This window comes from Streptomyces sp. NPDC030143 (assembly GCF_055573695.1).
The window spans coordinates 94,448-109,140 of the sequence record NZ_JBVIAY010000002.1 but is presented as its reverse complement, the minus strand read 5'-3'; the positions used below and the strand labels follow the sequence as shown (position 1 = coordinate 109,140).

15 protein-coding genes are annotated in these 14,693 nt (G+C 73.6%); 9 read left to right on the top strand and 6 right to left on the bottom strand.

Annotated features, from left to right (window positions below):
- Positions 1-80 precede the first annotated feature (80 nt).
- The gene (locus ACZ4YY_RS03625) at positions 81-1,130 is read left to right on the top strand and encodes a lysylphosphatidylglycerol synthase transmembrane domain-containing protein (protein WP_468283451.1); all 1,050 of its coding nucleotides are present in this window, start codon (positions 81-83) and stop codon (positions 1,128-1,130) included.
- Between the two features lie 296 nt (positions 1,131-1,426).
- On the opposite strand, the gene msrB is transcribed toward ACZ4YY_RS03625, so the two are convergent.
- The 4 genes from msrB to ACZ4YY_RS03605 all read right to left on the bottom strand — a co-directional run bounded on the left by msrB (position 1,427) and on the right by ACZ4YY_RS03605 (position 4,960).
- Positions 1,427-1,834 carry a peptide-methionine (R)-S-oxide reductase MsrB gene (gene msrB, locus ACZ4YY_RS03620; RefSeq protein WP_468283449.1) on the bottom strand — a complete coding sequence of 136 codons (408 nt, stop codon included), beginning with the start codon at positions 1,832-1,834 and terminating at the stop codon, positions 1,427-1,429.
- 41 nt (positions 1,835-1,875) lie between these two features.
- On the bottom strand, positions 1,876-3,264 hold the full coding sequence (gene murC, locus ACZ4YY_RS03615; protein WP_468283447.1) for a UDP-N-acetylmuramate--L-alanine ligase: 1,389 nt from the start codon (positions 3,262-3,264) through the stop codon (positions 1,876-1,878).
- Between the two features lie 189 nt (positions 3,265-3,453).
- Positions 3,454-3,927, bottom strand: coding sequence for an indole-3-glycerol phosphate synthase (locus ACZ4YY_RS03610; RefSeq protein ID WP_468283445.1), 474 nt, complete (start codon positions 3,925-3,927; stop codon positions 3,454-3,456).
- Positions 3,928-4,150: 223 nt separating this feature from the next.
- Positions 4,151-4,960 carry a pyrimidine reductase family protein gene (locus ACZ4YY_RS03605; protein WP_468283443.1) on the bottom strand — a complete coding sequence of 270 codons (810 nt, stop codon included), beginning with the start codon at positions 4,958-4,960 and terminating at the stop codon, positions 4,151-4,153.
- Between the two features lie 36 nt (positions 4,961-4,996).
- Between ACZ4YY_RS03605 and zapE the strand changes: the two genes are divergently transcribed.
- From zapE to ACZ4YY_RS03570, 7 genes are all read left to right on the top strand, one after another.
- Entirely contained in the window at positions 4,997-6,103 is a 1,107-nt protein-coding gene (gene zapE / locus ACZ4YY_RS03600) for a cell division protein ZapE (RefSeq protein WP_468283441.1), read from the top strand.
- A 670-nt stretch (positions 6,104-6,773) separates the two neighbouring features.
- A complete protein-coding gene (locus ACZ4YY_RS03595; protein ID WP_468283440.1) occupies positions 6,774-7,355 on the top strand; it encodes a carbonic anhydrase in 582 nt (193 codons plus the stop codon).
- Positions 7,356-7,363: 8 nt separating this feature from the next.
- Positions 7,364-8,845 (top strand): SulP family inorganic anion transporter, encoded by a 1,482-nt coding sequence (locus tag ACZ4YY_RS03590; RefSeq protein ID WP_468283438.1) that lies wholly within the window; start codon positions 7,364-7,366, stop codon positions 8,843-8,845.
- Between the two features lie 109 nt (positions 8,846-8,954).
- Positions 8,955-9,746: a slipin family protein gene (locus tag ACZ4YY_RS03585; RefSeq protein WP_468283436.1), complete on the top strand. Its 792-nt coding sequence runs from the start codon at positions 8,955-8,957 to the stop codon at positions 9,744-9,746.
- Between the two features lie 90 nt (positions 9,747-9,836).
- Positions 9,837-11,219, top strand: coding sequence for an alkaline phosphatase PhoX (locus ACZ4YY_RS03580; protein WP_468283434.1), 1,383 nt, complete (start codon positions 9,837-9,839; stop codon positions 11,217-11,219).
- Positions 11,220-11,326: 107 nt separating this feature from the next.
- Positions 11,327-12,172, top strand: coding sequence for a polysaccharide deacetylase family protein (locus tag ACZ4YY_RS03575; protein ID WP_468283432.1), 846 nt, complete (start codon positions 11,327-11,329; stop codon positions 12,170-12,172).
- Between the two features lie 28 nt (positions 12,173-12,200).
- Positions 12,201-12,389, top strand: a complete 189-nt coding sequence (locus tag ACZ4YY_RS03570) for a hypothetical protein (protein ID WP_468283430.1) — start codon at positions 12,201-12,203, stop codon at positions 12,387-12,389.
- Here the strand turns inward: ACZ4YY_RS03570 and ACZ4YY_RS03565 are convergent.
- Positions 12,381-13,055, bottom strand: coding sequence for an ABC transporter (locus ACZ4YY_RS03565; RefSeq protein WP_468283428.1), 675 nt, complete (start codon positions 13,053-13,055; stop codon positions 12,381-12,383). The two genes, ACZ4YY_RS03570 and ACZ4YY_RS03565, sit on opposite strands and share 9 nt — an antisense overlap.
- Complete coding sequence (locus ACZ4YY_RS03560; protein WP_468283426.1) at positions 13,052-13,930, bottom strand: ABC transporter ATP-binding protein; 879 nt, start codon at positions 13,928-13,930, stop codon at positions 13,052-13,054. The genes ACZ4YY_RS03565 and ACZ4YY_RS03560 overlap by 4 nt, the downstream gene beginning before the upstream one ends.
- 43 nt (positions 13,931-13,973) lie before the next feature.
- Between ACZ4YY_RS03560 and ACZ4YY_RS03555 the strand changes: the two genes are divergently transcribed.
- Positions 13,974-14,669 carry a peptidyl-tRNA hydrolase gene (locus ACZ4YY_RS03555; protein ID WP_468283424.1) on the top strand — a complete coding sequence of 232 codons (696 nt, stop codon included), beginning with the start codon at positions 13,974-13,976 and terminating at the stop codon, positions 14,667-14,669.
- The last annotated feature ends 24 nt before the right edge of the window (positions 14,670-14,693 follow it).

Sequence of the window (14,693 nt, the reverse complement as noted above, 5' to 3'; positions counted from 1 at the left end):
CCCGCCCCTTCCCCTGCCCCGCCTCGCCCCCGATCCGTCACCCGCCGCGCGCGAGGTGACGCGGAAGGACGACGTGCACCGTGCCCCTGCTGCCGCTCGACGGTCCCGCCTCCCCCGCCCCCTGTGCGGACGAGCGCCCCCCGTCGCCCCCCGCTCCCCCGCCGGCCCACGAGCCCCTGCCCGCCCACCGCGCCCTGAGTTCCACCGCGGTGCGCCGGGTGCTGAGCCTGCTCCCGCTCCTGCTGCTCGGGGTCTGGGCCGCGATCGACCGGCGGGCCGTGCAGGACGGCGCCGCGCGCCTCGCCACCGCCGATCCCTGGTGGCTGCTGGCCGGAGCGCTGTTCACCTGCCTGGGCTGGGTGGCCGCCGCCTGCGCCCGCCAGGGGGCGATCGCCGACCCGCTGCCCAAGGGCCTGCTGCTCGCCTCCCAGGTCGCCGCGGGCGCCGCGAACCATGTCCTGCCGGCGAGCATAGGAGCCCACGCCGTCACCGTCCGCTTCCTCCAGCGCCAGGGCGTCCCACTGCCCCGGGCCACCGCCTCGATCGCCCTGTACTCCCTGGTCAGGGCCCTGGCGAAGACTCCCCTGCTGCTGGTGTTCCTGCTGGCCGCCCCCGCCGCCGTTCCGCCCGTCGCGCTGCTGCCCGACCGGCGGACGCTGCTGCTCGCCGGCGGGGGGCTGCTGCTCGTCCCCGCCACGGCCGCCGTCGCCCTGGTGCTGGTCCCCGGCTGGCGCCGCCCGGCGCTGTCCTTCGTCCGTACGGCGCTCACCGACGCCCGCCGTCTGCACACCCGCCCCGGCCGCTGCCTGCCGCTGTGGGGCGGTGCGACGGCGACGCCGCTGCTCCAGGCGTGTGTGGTCGCCGCGGTCGGCACGGCACTCGGCGTGCCCCTCACCTGGACCCAACTGGTCTTCGCGTTCCTCGCCGCGAGCACCGTGGGCGGCGCCGTCCCCGCCCCGGGCGGCATCGGCCCGATCGACGCGGCCCTGATCCTCACCCTGGCCGGCTACGGCACGCCCCTCTCCCTCGCCACCGCGACCGTCATCGGCTACCGCGCCCTGACGGTCTGGCTCCCGCTGGTGCCGGGGATGCTGGTGCTGTCGGCGCTGGTCCAGCGCAAGGTCCTGTGAGAGGTCCTTGCCCTACGGACGCCTGATCAGGCCGTGTGGTCCGGTGCCGCACCTCGCCGCGTTGCCGGCGAGGTGCGATACCAGGCCGCACGGACCGGGCGGGCACAGTGCAAGGACCCCTGAACCGCGGCGCCGCGCACCGGGACCGCCCGACGCCCGCCCCGGGCACCCGGGGACTCCCGGTCCACTCCCGGCCCGACCGGCCGATGACGACACCGCGGCGAGCACCGGCCCCCTGTCCCGGACCGTGGCGGCACTGGACGGGGAGCCGGAGCGGGCGGTGTCCCGAGCTGCCGTCAGCCCTCGGCGGGCGTCAGGCGCAGCGAGATGCTGTTGATGCAGTACCGCTGGTCCGTGGGGGTCGGATAGCCCTCCCCCGCGAACACGTGCCCGAGGTGCGAGCCGCAGCGCCGGCACCGCACCTCGGTGCGCACCATGCCGTGCGAGCGGTCCTCGACCAGCTCCACCGCGTCGCTGTCCTTGGGGTCGAAGAAGGACGGCCAGCCGCAGTGCGACTCGAACTTGGTGTCGGAGGTGAACAGTTCGGCGCCGCAGGCCCGACAGGAGTAGACGCCCTTCGTCCTGGTGTCGGTGTACTCACCGGTGAACGCGGGCTCCGTCGCGGCCTGGCGCAGCACCGCGTACTCGGCCGGGGTCAGCTCCGCCCGCCACTGCTCGTCGGGCTTTTCGACGTCGTACGACATGAAGGCCAACCCCTCTTCTTCCGTTGCTTCCGCGCGTTCCGTCACTTCTGCGCGAGACGGTCCAGGATCCGCGGGCCGAGGTCGGTGACGTCGCCCGCGCCCATGGTGAGAACGAGATCGCCGGGTCCGGCCATTCCCGCGACCACCGACGGCACCTCGTCCTTGGCGTGGACCGGCGTCACGTCCGCGCCGGCCGCCCGGGCCGCGTCGATGATCAGCCGGCTGGTGACGCCCGGGATCGGGTCCTCGCGGGCCGGATAGATGTCGAGGACGACGGAGGCGTCGGCCAGGGCCAGCGACTGCCCCATCTCCGTGCCCAGCTCCTGGGTGCGGGAGAACAGGTGCGGCTGGAAGACGACCAGGATGCGGGCGTCGCCCACCGCCGCGCGCATCGCCTCCAGGTCGGCCGTCATCTCCGTCGGGTGGTGCGCGTAGGAGTCGATGACCTGCACGCCCGCCTCCTCGCCCTTGAGCTGGAGGCGCCGCTTGACGCCGGTGTAGGCGGCGAGGGCGGGGGCGAGTTCGGCGGCCGGCACCCCGAGGGCCACGCCCGCCGCCAGCGCGGCGACCGCGTTGTGGGCGTAGTGCCGCCCGGGCACCGACACCGTGAAGGCGAGCTCCTGTCCGTCCAGCAGGACGGTCACCCGGCTCCTGAGGCCCTGCGGGACGACGGACAGCACCCGCACGTCGGCGTCCTCCGCCTCGCCGTACGTCACCACGCGCACGCCCTCGACCCGGCGGGTCAGCTCGCGGGCGCCCTCGTGGTCGGCGGAGATCACCAGTGTGCCGCCGGGCACGATCTTCCCGGCGAACGTCTCGAAGGACGCGTAGATCTCGTCCATCGAGGCGTAGTTGGCGTGGTGGTCCAGCTCGACGTTCAGGACGATCGCGACCTCGGGGGCGTACTTGTGGAAGCTGCGGTCCGACTCGTCCGCCTCGGCGACGAAGATCTCGCCCTCGCCGTGCAGGGCGTTGGAGCCGGGCGTGTCGAGGTCGCCGCCGATCGCGTACGACGGGTTCAGCCCCAGGGTGCTCAGCGAGACCGCCAGCATGGAGGTCGTGGTGGTCTTGCCGTGCGTGCCGGCGACCGCGATGGGCCGCAGTCCGTCCATCAGGCGGGCGAGGGCGTCCGACCGGTGGACCACCGGGATCCCCAGCTCCGCCGCCCGGGCCAGCTCGGGGTTGTCCGCGCGGATCGCCGACGAGACGACGACGCAGCTCGCGTCGTCGGCGAGGTGTTCGGCGGCGTGCCCGATGTGCACGGTCGCCCCCAGCGCCCGCAGCGCCTCGGCGGTCTCGGACTCCTTGGCGTCGCTGCCGGCCACCTTGGCGCCGCGCTGGGCGAGGATCTTGGCGATCCCGGACATTCCGGCGCCCCCGATGCCGATGAAGTGCGGTCGGTCCATGGCGGTAGGAAGGCCGGGTGCCATGTGTGTTCTCCCAGAGTGCGGTGCCTGTGTCAGTGAGCGGGCCCAGCCTATTGCGTCGGGGGACGGCGCCTCGCAGCGGACGGCCGGGCCGCCGCGGAGGAGGCGTGGCGCCGCGGCGACGGGGGGCTGTGCCGCGTGGGCGAAGGCACCCCGCCGCCCGCGGTCCGCCGGGCGCGGCTCGCCCCGCCGTCACGCCTTGCTGTGCGAGAACAGTTTCAGCACCGGCACCCCGACCCGGTGCCGGGCCCGGGACGCCCAGTCCCGGTGGAAGAACTCCTCCACGTAGTGCGGATCGGTGAGGACGATCACCTCGTCCGCGCCGACCTCCTCCACCACGGACTTCAGCGCGTCCAGGGGATGGTCCGCGACGAGCCGGCCCTGCGCCGCGCTGCCCGAGGAGCGCAACGCCGTGAGGGACACCTCGAGCGCTCTCTCCCCGACGCTCTTGGCCTCCTCGCCCTCCGGCGTCTCCTTTTCCCGCACGGCCTCGTCGAGCTCGCCGAGGGCGATGTCGTCGATGGCTCTCAGCAACCGGTCCGCCTGGTCGCCGCGCGGCTGGAGCAGCACGTGGAAGGAGACCGGCTCGTCCCCGTGCAAGGTGGTGACGAACTCCACGTCGGCGGACGTGAGGGCCTTCTCGATCATCAAAACGCTTGTGAACACCAGCGCCCCATTCTCCTTCGAGGACCCCCGTGGCCCTCGGTCCTCCGTGGGCCACGGGGCCCTGCGGAAACCATCCTTCCCCGTACTCGCACGGGGATTGCGACTCCTAGTCTGCCCACCCGAAGCTAACCGGAACGGCACATTCCGCCGAATTCGGGACCACGGGCGCATCGACCCCGCATGCCCCGGATTCCGCGCGCCACACCGGCCCTCGTACGACACGTCAGACCCTGTCGTTCCTCCCGTACCGCCCGTACAGGAATCCGCCCTCCTCCAGGAGGGACACCAGTGCGAACCGCCGCGGGACGGCGACCGGGGGACCGCCCGCGATCCGCTGGGCGCCGCCGGCGGTGAGCATCGGCGAGACGGTCAGGCACAGCTCGTCGAGCACTTCGTCGGCCACGAACTGGCCCAGCAGCCGCGGGCCGCCCTCGGTCAGCAGCCGGGTGTGCCCGAGGTCGGCGAGGGCGCGGACGGCCCGCGCGGGCTCCACGCCCGTGCCGTCGCCGGCCACCACGACCCGCGCGCCGGCCCGCTCCGCCGTGGCGACCCGGTCGGGGGCGGCCGCCGCGCCGGTCAGGACCAGGGTGGGCACGAGCGGCGAGGTGAACAGCGGGAGCGAGAAGTCCAGGTCCAGGCTGGCGGTGACCACCGCGATCACCGGGGCGGGCCCCTGCCCGGCCGCCTCCCGCCGACCGGCGAACTCGGCCCGCGCGCGGGCGGGGCGGTACCCCTCCTGCCGTACCGTTTCCGCGCCGACCACGACCACGTCGGCGATGGCGCGCAGGGTGCCGAAGATCCGCATGTCGGTGGCGTTGGAGATGGGCTGGGACCGGCCGTCGTGCTGGGCGGCCCCGTCGAGCGTGGAGACCATGTTGGCCCGCAGCCACGGCCGCGGCTCCCCCGGCGCGGGCTCGGGGTAGGCGTAGGCCTCGGCGAGCTCGTCGAGGCTCCACTCGCGGTCCGGTGTCGCCCCACCCCCTTCACCGGGAACCGTCGCTGTCTGGTCGGTCACAGGGAACAGGCGTCGCATCCGTGCAGTCTGGCACGAGCTCTACCATGGGGAACCGTGTCCTCCTCCAGCTCCGCCACCGGCCTCGACCCGATAGCCGAGGCGACCCCGCTGTCCCTGTGCGCCCGCGAGCCGCACGTGCCCGCGGACCGCCTGGTCGCCGAGATGGTGCCGCCGCCGCGCTTCGACTCGGTCCGCTTCGGCACCTACGTCCCGGACCCGAACCAGCCCAGCCAGATCGAGGCGGTCGGCGTCCTGGAGGGCTTCGCGACGGGCCTCGGCGGGGCACACGCGGCCGGTTCCGCCAAACGGGGCTTTCTCGGCTTCGGCAGGCCGAAGGCGCCCAAGGTCCCCGCGGGCCCGCGCGGCGTCTACCTCGACGGCGGCTACGGCGTCGGCAAGACCCACCTGCTGGCCTCGCTGTGGCACGCGACGCCGGCCGAGCCCGCGCTCAAGGCGTTCGGCACGTTCGTGGAGCTGACCAACCTGGTCGGCGCCCTCGGCTTCCAGCAGACCGTGAAGACCCTCTCCGGGCACCGGCTGCTGTGCATCGACGAGTTCGAGCTGGACGACCCCGGTGACACCGTCCTGGTCTCCACGCTCCTCGGCAGGCTGGTCGAGGCGGGCGTGGCGCTCGCCGCCACCTCCAACACCCTGCCCGGGAAGCTCGGCGAGGGCCGGTTCGCGGCCGCCGACTTCCTGCGGGAGATCCAGGGCCTGTCCGCGCACTTCCGCACCCTGCGCATCGACGGCGAGGACTACCGCCACCGCGGACTGCCCGAGGCGCCGTCGCCGTACTCCGACGAGCAGGTGACGAAGACGGCGTACGCCACCGAGGGCGCCTCCCTCGACGACTTCCCGCACCTGCTGGACCACCTCGCCAAGGTCCACCCGAGCCGCTACGGCGCCCTCACCGACGGCCTGAAGGCGGTCTGCCTCACGGACGTGCGGCCCATTCCCGACCAGTCGACGGCCCTGCGCCTGGTGGTCCTCGCCGACCGGCTCTACGACCGCGAGGTCCCGGTGCTGGCGTCCGGGCTGCCCTTCGACCGGTTGTTCAGCGAGGAGATGCTCAACGGCGGGTACCGCAAGAAGTACTTCCGGGCCATCTCCCGGCTCACCGCCCTGGCCCGCGACGCCCAGCGGCTCGTCGAGCTTCACTAATCGATCTTGCCCACCCGGGTCAAGGGTCGGTTCTCGCCACCCGACCCGCACTTTTGAGGCGCACTTTCTTTCGAAACGCCGAGTTAACCCTGCAAACAACGTCGCAGGGTTACCGTGTTTCTTGACCAGCCATTGACCAACCGTTGGTCTGGACTAGAGGTGTGGAGTGTTCGAGGGGGGCGCATGTTGCGAGGTACGACGGTACGGACCGTGGTTTCGATCCTCGCCACCGTCCTGCTGGCCCTTCCGCTCCTCTCCTTGACGTCTCCCTTCGCACACGCGCACACGGGCCGTCACGTCACGGCCAAGGACCAGGCCGGAATCAAACCTTCCGGCACGTCCTCGCGCGACGACATCCTCACGTCGCGCGCGTGCGACCGGTCACGGGGGCCCATGGACCCCTTGCGCACCCGCGACCGGCACCGCTCCACCGCGACGGCCGACTCGGCCTCCCAGGAGTCCGAGCGCGCCTCGCGGGCACTGGATCCCGCGGCCGCCCACCCGCCCCACGGGCCGGGCTCGCCGTGTCACCGTCCGTCGAGATCCTCGGCGGACCGCTCTCCGGCGGCACTTCAGGTCTTCCGCCGCTGAGAGGGAGCACCACAGCAGTTCCCCCTGTCCTGCCCGTCCGACGCGTCCCCCACGACGCGCCAGGAGGAGTCACCACGACATGCAGCCCCTCATCGACAACGCCCGCACGTTCGGACAGCGCCCTGAGGAGTTCGCCAAGCTCGCCGAAGGCCAGTCCCCTCAGGTTCTGTTCATCACGTGCTCCGATTCGCGGGTCGTTCCCGCGCTGATCACGGGCGCCCGGCCCGGCGAGCTCTTCGAGCTGCGCACCGCGGGCAACATCGTTCCCCCCTACGGTTCGGACCGCCCCACCGGCGAGGCCGCGACCATCGAGTACGCCGTGGAGGTACTCGGCGTCCAGGACGTCGTGGTCTGCGGCCACTCGCACTGCGGTGCCGTCGGCGCGCTGGTGCGCGGCGACGACCTCGACGGCGTGCCGGCCGTCCGGGACTGGCTCGCGCACGCCGCGGACGAGCCCTCGGCGGTCGACCCCGACGACCCCACGGTCATGCGGGCCGTGCAGAACCACGTCCTCGCGCAGCTGATGCGGCTGCGGTCCTACCCGTGCGTCGAGAAGCGGCTGGCGGACGGACGGCTGCGGGTGCGCGGCTGGTACTACGAGGTGCACACCGGCGCCGTCCGCGAACACCGCATCGACACCGACACCTTCGAGGCCCTGTGAGCGCCGGCGTGGCACAGCAGACGAACCGACCCATATCCAGGTTCCCCCACCTCAAGCAGGACTTCGCCGCCTCGCTCGTCGTCTTCCTGGTCGCGCTGCCGCTGTGCGTCGGCGTGGCCGTGGCCTCCGGCGTGCCGGCCGAACTCGGGCTCGTCACCGGCATCGTCGGCGGCATCGTCACCGGACTCATGCGGGGCTCCAGCCTCCAGGTGTCCGGTCCGGCGGCCGGTATGACCGTGCTGGTCTTCGAGGCGGTGAAGGAGTTCGGGCTGCCCGCCCTCGGGGTGATCGTGCTCGTCACCGGCGTGCTCCAGATCGCGATGGGCCTGCTGAAGCTCGGGCGCTACTTCCGGGCCATCTCGGTCTCCGTCGTCGAGGGCATGCTGGCCGGAATCGGCCTGGTGCTGATCGCCGGACAGATGTACTCGATGGTCGGTGCCAAGGCGCCGGACTCCGGCCTCGACAAGATCATCGGGCTGCCGGGGGCGCTCGTGGACGTGATCGGGGACACCGACGCGTCGGCCTCCTTCGCCCTCGGTGCCGGCACCATCGCCGTCCTGGTGCTGTGGAAGCGGATGCCGGCGAAGGTGCGCGCCGTGCCCGGACCGCTCGCCGCGGTCGGGCTGGCCACGCTCGCCGCGCTGGTGCTGAACCTGCCGGTGGCCACCATCGAGGTGCAGGGCCTGCTCGGCTCGATCCAGCCGCCGCCGCTCGACGCCTTCGGCGGGCTGGCGGGCGTCGGTCTGCTCGGCACGATCGTCGCCTTCACGCTGATCGCGTCCGCCGAGTCGCTGTTCAGCGCGGCGGCGGTGGACCGGCTGCACGACGGGCCGCGCACCGAGTACGACCGGGAGCTGGTCGCGCAGGGCACCGGCAACGCGGTGTGCGGTGTGCTGGGCGCGCTGCCGATGACCGCGGTGATCGTGCGCAGCGCGGCCAACGTCCAGGCGGGCGCCCGCACCAAGGCGTCCCGGGTGATGCACGGCGTGTGGCTGCTGCTGTTCGCGGCGCTGCTGCCCACCGTGCTGGCGTACATACCCCTCGCCGCGCTCGCGGGCGTCCTGGTGCACGCCGGCGCCAAGCTGGTCCCGGTCCGCTCACTCGTGTCGCTGTGGCGTGACCACCGGGGCGAGGCGCTGATCCTGGTCGTCACGGCCGTGTCGATCGTCGCGGTCAGCATGTTCGAGGGCGTCCTGATCGGTCTCGCGCTCGCCGTCGTCAAGACGGCCTGGGAGGCCTCGCACATCAGGCTGGAGATCGTCGACAAGGGTGCCGGGCCCGTCCAGGCGTACCTGTCGGGCAACGCGACCTTCCTCAGGCTGCCGAAGATCCTCGACAGTCTGGAGTCCCTCCCGCAGGACCGCCCGGTCGAGCTGGACCTCTCCGGTCTGCACCACCTCGACCACGCCTGCCGGACGGCGCTGGAGAACTGGGCCGAGCGGCACAGCACGGTCGGCACGGAACCGGTGAGGATGACGACGGCGGCCTAGCCCGAGCGCGTCTTCCCCTCGTGGCCGGGTCGGGGCATGGCCCCCGACCCGGCCACGGACATATCGTGGCAGGAGTATCCGTTTCGGGCCTCTGGCGGAAGAGGTCGACATGCTCGAGGAGCTGCTGACGGCGGCCGTGGCGGTCGGCGCCGGTGGGTGCGCGTACCTCGCAGCGGCGGCGCGGGTGGTCAAGCAGTACGAGCGCGGGGTGGTCTTCCGGCTCGGCCGGGTCGTCGGCAGCGTCCGCTCACCGGGTTTCACGACGGTGGTGCCGTTCGTGGACCGGCTGCGCAAGGTCAACATGCAGATCGTGACGATGCCCGTGCCCGCCCAGGAGGGCATCACCCGCGACAACGTGACCGTGCGCGTCGACGCGGTCGTCTACTTCCGGGTCGTGGACCCGACGGCGGCGATCGTCAACGTCGAGGACTACCGGTTCGCCGTGTCGCAGATGGCGCAGACCTCGCTGCGGTCGATCATCGGCAAGAGCGAGCTGGACGACCTGCTGTCGGACCGGGAGAAGCTCAACCAGGGGTTGGAGCTGATGATCGACAGCCCGGCGGTGGGCTGGGGCGTGCAGATCGACCGGGTGGAGATCAAGGACGTGTCGCTGCCGGACACGATGAAGCGGTCCATGGCCCGCCAGGCCGAGGCCGACCGCGAGCGCCGGGCCCGGATCATCAACGCGGACGCCGAACTCCAGGCCTCCAAGAAGCTGGCCGAGGCGGCCGAGCAGATGTCCGACCAGCCCGCCGCGCTCCAGCTGCGGCTGCTGCAGACGGTGGTGGCGGTGGCCGCCGAGAAGAACTCGACGCTGGTCCTGCCCTTCCCGGTGGAGCTGCTGCGTTTCCTGGAGAAGGCCCAGCAACAGCCGTCCGTGCCGCACGGCGTGGAGCGGTGACACGAGCTACGCGCGTGGTTCCCGGGGCGCGCGAGGGGTGATAGACACGGCGGGGTCACCGTCCCTGTCCGCCAGCAGGAAGGTCACCCCATGTCGCAACCCCGTCCCGCCGCGACCCGACGTCAGATGCTCGCCGGCGCAGGCGCCGTGGGCGCGGGCATCGTGTTCGCCGGCGCGCTGCCCGAGCTGTTCCCGCAGAGCGCCGCCGCCGACGACCTCGGCCACGGCGGCTACGGCCCCCTCGTCCCCGACCCGCAGGGACTGCTCGACCTGCCGGAGGGCTTCCGCTACCGGGTCCTCTCCCGCGAGGGCGACCGGCTGCGCTCCGGCGAGGGCGCCGTGCCGTCGAACCACGACGGCATGACGGCCCTGCCCGGCCGGGGCGGACGCGTGCACCTGGTCCGCAACCACGAGAACCGCGCCGACGCGAGAATCCCCGTGCCCGCCGTCGAGGGGCTGACCTACGACCCGGCCGGCAAGGGCGGCTGTACGGCGCTGACGCTGGACCCCCGCGGCGCGGTGCTCTCGGAGCGGGTCGCGATCGCCGGGACGGCCGTCAACTGCGCGGGCGGCCCGACGCCGTGGAACACCTGGCTGACCTGCGAGGAGACCGAGGACCGGGCCGGCACCAACGGCTACTCCAAGGACCACGGCTTCATCTTCGAGGTCGATCCGTCCGACCCGCGCCGCACCGGTGCGGTGCCGCTGACCGCGATGGGCCGCTTCCAGCACGAGGCGATCGCCGTCGACCCGCACAGCGGGATCGTCTACGAGACGGAGGACGCGTTCCGCACACCGTTCGGCCTGTTCTACCGCTTCCTGCCGGAGAAGCCGCTGGGCGGCGTCGGTTCGCTGCGCGCGGGCGGCCGGCTCCAGGCGATGCGCGTCCCGGGCGTGCCGGACCTGTCCTCGATCCAGGAGACGGGCGCGGCCTTCGACCACGTCGAGTGGGTCGACGTGCCCGACCCGCTCGCGGCCGCCACGCCCGTCCGGCTCCAGGACTTCGGCCCGAAGGGCATCACCCACGCCCAGAAGCTGGAGGGCTGCTACTGGGGCCGGCGGTACGTGTACTTCGTGTCGTCGTTCGCCCGCGGGGCGGAGGGCTCGGCGGGCGACCACTTCGGCCAGGTCTGGCGCTACGACCCCCGGCGCCGCCGGCTGACCCTGGTGATCGTCTTCGGCCCCGACACGGACATCCGGCTGCCCGGCGAGTCCCCCGACAACATCTGCCTGGCCCCCGGCGGCAACCTCATGGTGTGCGAGGACGGCAACGGCGCCCAGCACGTCTACGGCGTCACCCGCGACGGCGAGGTGTACGCGGTGGCCCGCGGCCGCCAGAACATCGGCACCCCCGAGGAACCCGAGTGGGGTGAGTTCGCCGGCGTCACCTTCTCCCCCGACGGCCGCACGATGTACGTCAACTGCTACACCCCGGGCACGACGTTCGCGGTGACGGGCCCCTGGCGCCGGTAGTCCCCTCGCGCGGTGGTGCGCGGGCGGGGGCCCACCCGGGTGACACCGCCCGCGGACCCGCGTTCACCTCCCCGCACCACCCGCACGTCTCGTCATATTTTCGTACGGTGATCTCTCCCGTACGCCGTCTCGTCGCCCTCTGCGCCCTCGGTGTCGCGCTCTCCGCCTGCGGCACCGTCCGGCCTCCGCAGGTCGCGCGCCCGGCCCCGGCACAGCCCTCGCCCGCCGCCCCGTCCCGTCCGCCGACGCTGGCACCGGGTCCGGCCGGGCTCACCCCGGTCTTCGCACGCGCCCCGCACGGCCGCGACAGGACCGTCGCCCTCACCTTCGACGCCGACATGACGGCGGGTCAGGGAGCTCGGGCCGCGGCCGGAGAGCGGTTCGACAACCCCGGGCTGATCGCGGCGCTGCGGACGCTGAAGGTGCCGGCCACCGTGTTCATGACGGGCCGGTGGGCCGAGGAGTACCCGGACCAGGCCCGCTCCATCGGCCGCGATCCCCTCTTCGAGGTCGCCAACCACTCCTACAGCCACTTCGCCTTCACCGACGACTGTTACGGCCTGCCGGCCGTGCCCGAGGACCGGATGCGGGCGGACGTCGAACGGGCGTACGCGGCGTTCCGCGCGGTCGGGGTACCAGACGCCAAGCCGTACTTCCGCTTCCCCGGCGGCTGCTACGACCGGCGGGCGCTGCGCGCGGTGGCCGGGGCCGGCGTCACCGCCGTGCAATGGGACGTGGTGAGCGGCGACGCGTTCGCGACGGACGCGGACGCCGTGGCCCGGCAGGTGCTGGAGGGCGTCGGGCCGGGGTCGGTGGTGGTCATGCACTGCACGCGCAGCGCCGCTCCGACGACGGAGGAGGCGGTGCGCGCGATCGTGCCCGAGCTGCGCCGGCGGGGCTACCGGTTCGTCAAGGTGTCCGAGCTGATCGGGGCCGCCGGCGGCCGGGGGTGAGCGCCGCCCGCACTCGTACGCTGGAGACATGAGCGACGACAGCGACAACGCCTACTGCCTGATCGACGCGACCAGGCCGCCCAGGGCCGACGGACCGCCGTACGCGGAGTGCGTGCTGTGCCGGGAGCCCACCGAGTACCCGGAGTCGTACAAGGGGATCACGTTGTGTCCGGTCTGCGAGTGGCAGGAGGCGCAGCGCACGGCCTGCTCAGGATGACGACCGGCGTGCGGTGAGCCGGCAGGCGGCCGCGGTCGCCACCGCCGTCACCAGTGTCGCCGCGAGCACCGGCAGGACGGGCGGGCTGACCGTCGCCGACCGCGACCCGGTGACCAGCGCCTGGACCGCGGCCTGCGCCGGGGAACCCGCCACCACCAGTGCGAGCAGGGCCGCGAGCAGCAGGGCGGGGACCGCCCGGCCGGGTGAGCGCAGCACCGGCCAGGCGGTGAGCGCGCCGATGGCCGTCCCGAGCAGGGCGCAGGTCAGAGCCGCGAGCAGACCCGCGGCGCAGGCTTCGGCGAGCGGCACGCGCAGCTGGTGGTCGGAGCTCACCGGGTCGCTGATCAGCGTCACCACCGCCGTCGCGACCACTCCGAGCACGGTGGCGGTGCCGAGCGCGACCAGCAGCGCGGCGAGGTGGGCCCGCGCGGGTCCGGCCGCCGCGGCCACGACCGCGCGGGCCGCCGGGGGCTCGTTGCTCACGCAGACGCGCACCAGCCAGGCGGCGACGGGCAGCACGGCGGCGGCCGCGTAGCCCAGCGAGTCCAGCACCGGCTGCCCGCCCTGCACGCCGACGCCCAGGAAGACCGCGTACAGCAGGAACGGCGGCAGCCAGCGCTGGGAGCGTACGAGCAGGGCGCACTGGTAGCGCAGGAGGGCGGTCATCGGCTGTCCTCGGCCGCAGGGTCGTGCGGGACGCTCACCTGGTCGACGCCGACGACGTGGAACGGCGGGCGGGCGGTCAGCAGGGCGCGGAGCAGGAGGTCGGAGCGGGACGCGGCCACGGTGAGGCGGTGGGTGCCGGGGGCGACCTCCTCGGCCACGGTCGCGAGCCGGTGCGCCTCGGCGGGCAGCGGTCCGCCGGGCCGCCCCTGCGCCACGACCACCGCGTGCGGGCCGACCGGCGACGCGGAGGCCTGCGGACGGCGGTGGAGGCCGCCGTCGCGGACCGTGTACACGGCGTCGGGGGTGCCCGCGAGCCGACGGGGGTCGTGGTCGACGAAGACGACGGCCGTGCCGGCGGCCGTGCGCTCGGCGACCGCCCGCTCCAGCTCGGCCCGCGCGTCGGTGTCCAGACCGGTCCACGCCTCGTCCAGGACGAGCAGTTCGGGCTCGGCGAGGAGGGCCTGGGCGACGGCGATCTTCTGGCTGGTGCCCTTCGACAGCCGGGACATCGGGGTGCGGGCGTGGGCGGCGGCCCCGAAGCGCTCCAGCCACTCGACGGCGGCCCGCCGCGCCGCGCCGCGGCCGAGGCCGTGGACGGTGCCGAGGTGGGTCAGGTAGCCGGTCGCGGTGAAGGGAAGGGCGGCGGGGAAGCGTTCGGGTACGTAGGCGGTACGGGGCCGGCCGGTGATCCGGCCCTCCGACGGGGCGTCGATGCGGGCGAGGAGACGGAGGAGGGTGGACTTGCCGGTGCCGTTGGCGCCCTCGACGCGGGTCAGGGTGCCCGGCGCGAGGGACAGGTTCACGGCGCGGAGGGTCCACGGGCCGCGGACGCCGTAGCGGCGGCCCACGTCGTCGAGACGTACTGCGCGTTCCATGGGGGGCATCCTCTCGTACGCGCGTGCAGGTACCCTGCGCCACGTGAGTGACAGCCCCTTCCACACCGAGCCGAACCCGCGTGACCGGGCTCAGCAGTTCGTGTTGCCCCTCGTCGTCCGGCTGGAGAAGGCCGAGCCGCCCGCCCGGACCGACGCCCTGGAGACCGCCGCCCGTGCCGTGCTCGTGATGCTCAGCGACGCACGGTCGCTGGGGGACGGGGAGTGGGCGCGGGCGATGCGGGACTGGCAGGACGCGCGGATCCGCAAGGTCGTGCGGCGGGCCCGCGGGGCCGAGTGGCGGCGGGCCGGGACACTGCCGGGGATCACGGTGACCGGGAAGGCGGCGGAGGTGCGGGTGTTCCCGCCCGTGCCGCTTGACGGATGGCCCAAGGAGTTGGCGAAGCTCCAGGTGTCCGGAACCGATCTCGACGATCCGGAGCCTCCGCCGGCGGCCGACCCGGGAGCGCCGGTGCTGTGGATGAGCCCCGAGGTGGAGATGTCGGCGGGCAAGGCGATGGCGCAGGCCGGGCACGGGGCGCAGCTCGCCTGGTGGGAACTGACGGACGAGCAGCGGACGGCGTGGCGCGAGGCCGGGTTCCCGCTCGCGGTGCGCACGGCGCGGCCGCGGCGGTGGCGGGAGCTGACCGCCGGCGGGCTGCCGCTGGTGCGGGACGCGGGGTTCACCGAGATCGCGCCCGGGAGCTGCACCGTCGTCGCCGACCATCCGGCCCTGCGCTGACGCCGGCCGCCGCCGAACCTCAAA

What these genes read in the sequence shown, in the direction of transcription:
- ACZ4YY_RS03570 (WP_468283430.1), top strand. Translation starts at nt 12,201, where the DNA reads ATGAGCGACGACAGCGACAACGCCTACTGCCTGATCGACGCGACCAGG.
- ACZ4YY_RS03605 (WP_468283443.1), bottom strand. Translation starts at nt 4,960, where the DNA reads ATGCGACGCCTGTTCCCTGTGACCGACCAGACAGCGACGGTTCCCGGT.
- ACZ4YY_RS03565 (WP_468283428.1), bottom strand. Translation starts at nt 13,055, where the DNA reads ATGACCGCCCTCCTGCGCTACCAGTGCGCCCTGCTCGTACGCTCCCAG.
- ACZ4YY_RS03580 (WP_468283434.1), top strand. Translation starts at nt 9,837, where the DNA reads ATGTCGCAACCCCGTCCCGCCGCGACCCGACGTCAGATGCTCGCCGGC.
- ACZ4YY_RS03560 (WP_468283426.1), bottom strand. Translation starts at nt 13,930, where the DNA reads ATGGAACGCGCAGTACGTCTCGACGACGTGGGCCGCCGCTACGGCGTC.
- msrB (WP_468283449.1), bottom strand. Translation starts at nt 1,834, where the DNA reads ATGTCGTACGACGTCGAAAAGCCCGACGAGCAGTGGCGGGCGGAGCTG.
- ACZ4YY_RS03595 (WP_468283440.1), top strand. Translation starts at nt 6,774, where the DNA reads ATGCAGCCCCTCATCGACAACGCCCGCACGTTCGGACAGCGCCCTGAG.
- murC (WP_468283447.1), bottom strand. Translation starts at nt 3,264, where the DNA reads ATGGCACCCGGCCTTCCTACCGCCATGGACCGACCGCACTTCATCGGC.
- ACZ4YY_RS03585 (WP_468283436.1), top strand. Translation starts at nt 8,955, where the DNA reads ATGCTCGAGGAGCTGCTGACGGCGGCCGTGGCGGTCGGCGCCGGTGGG.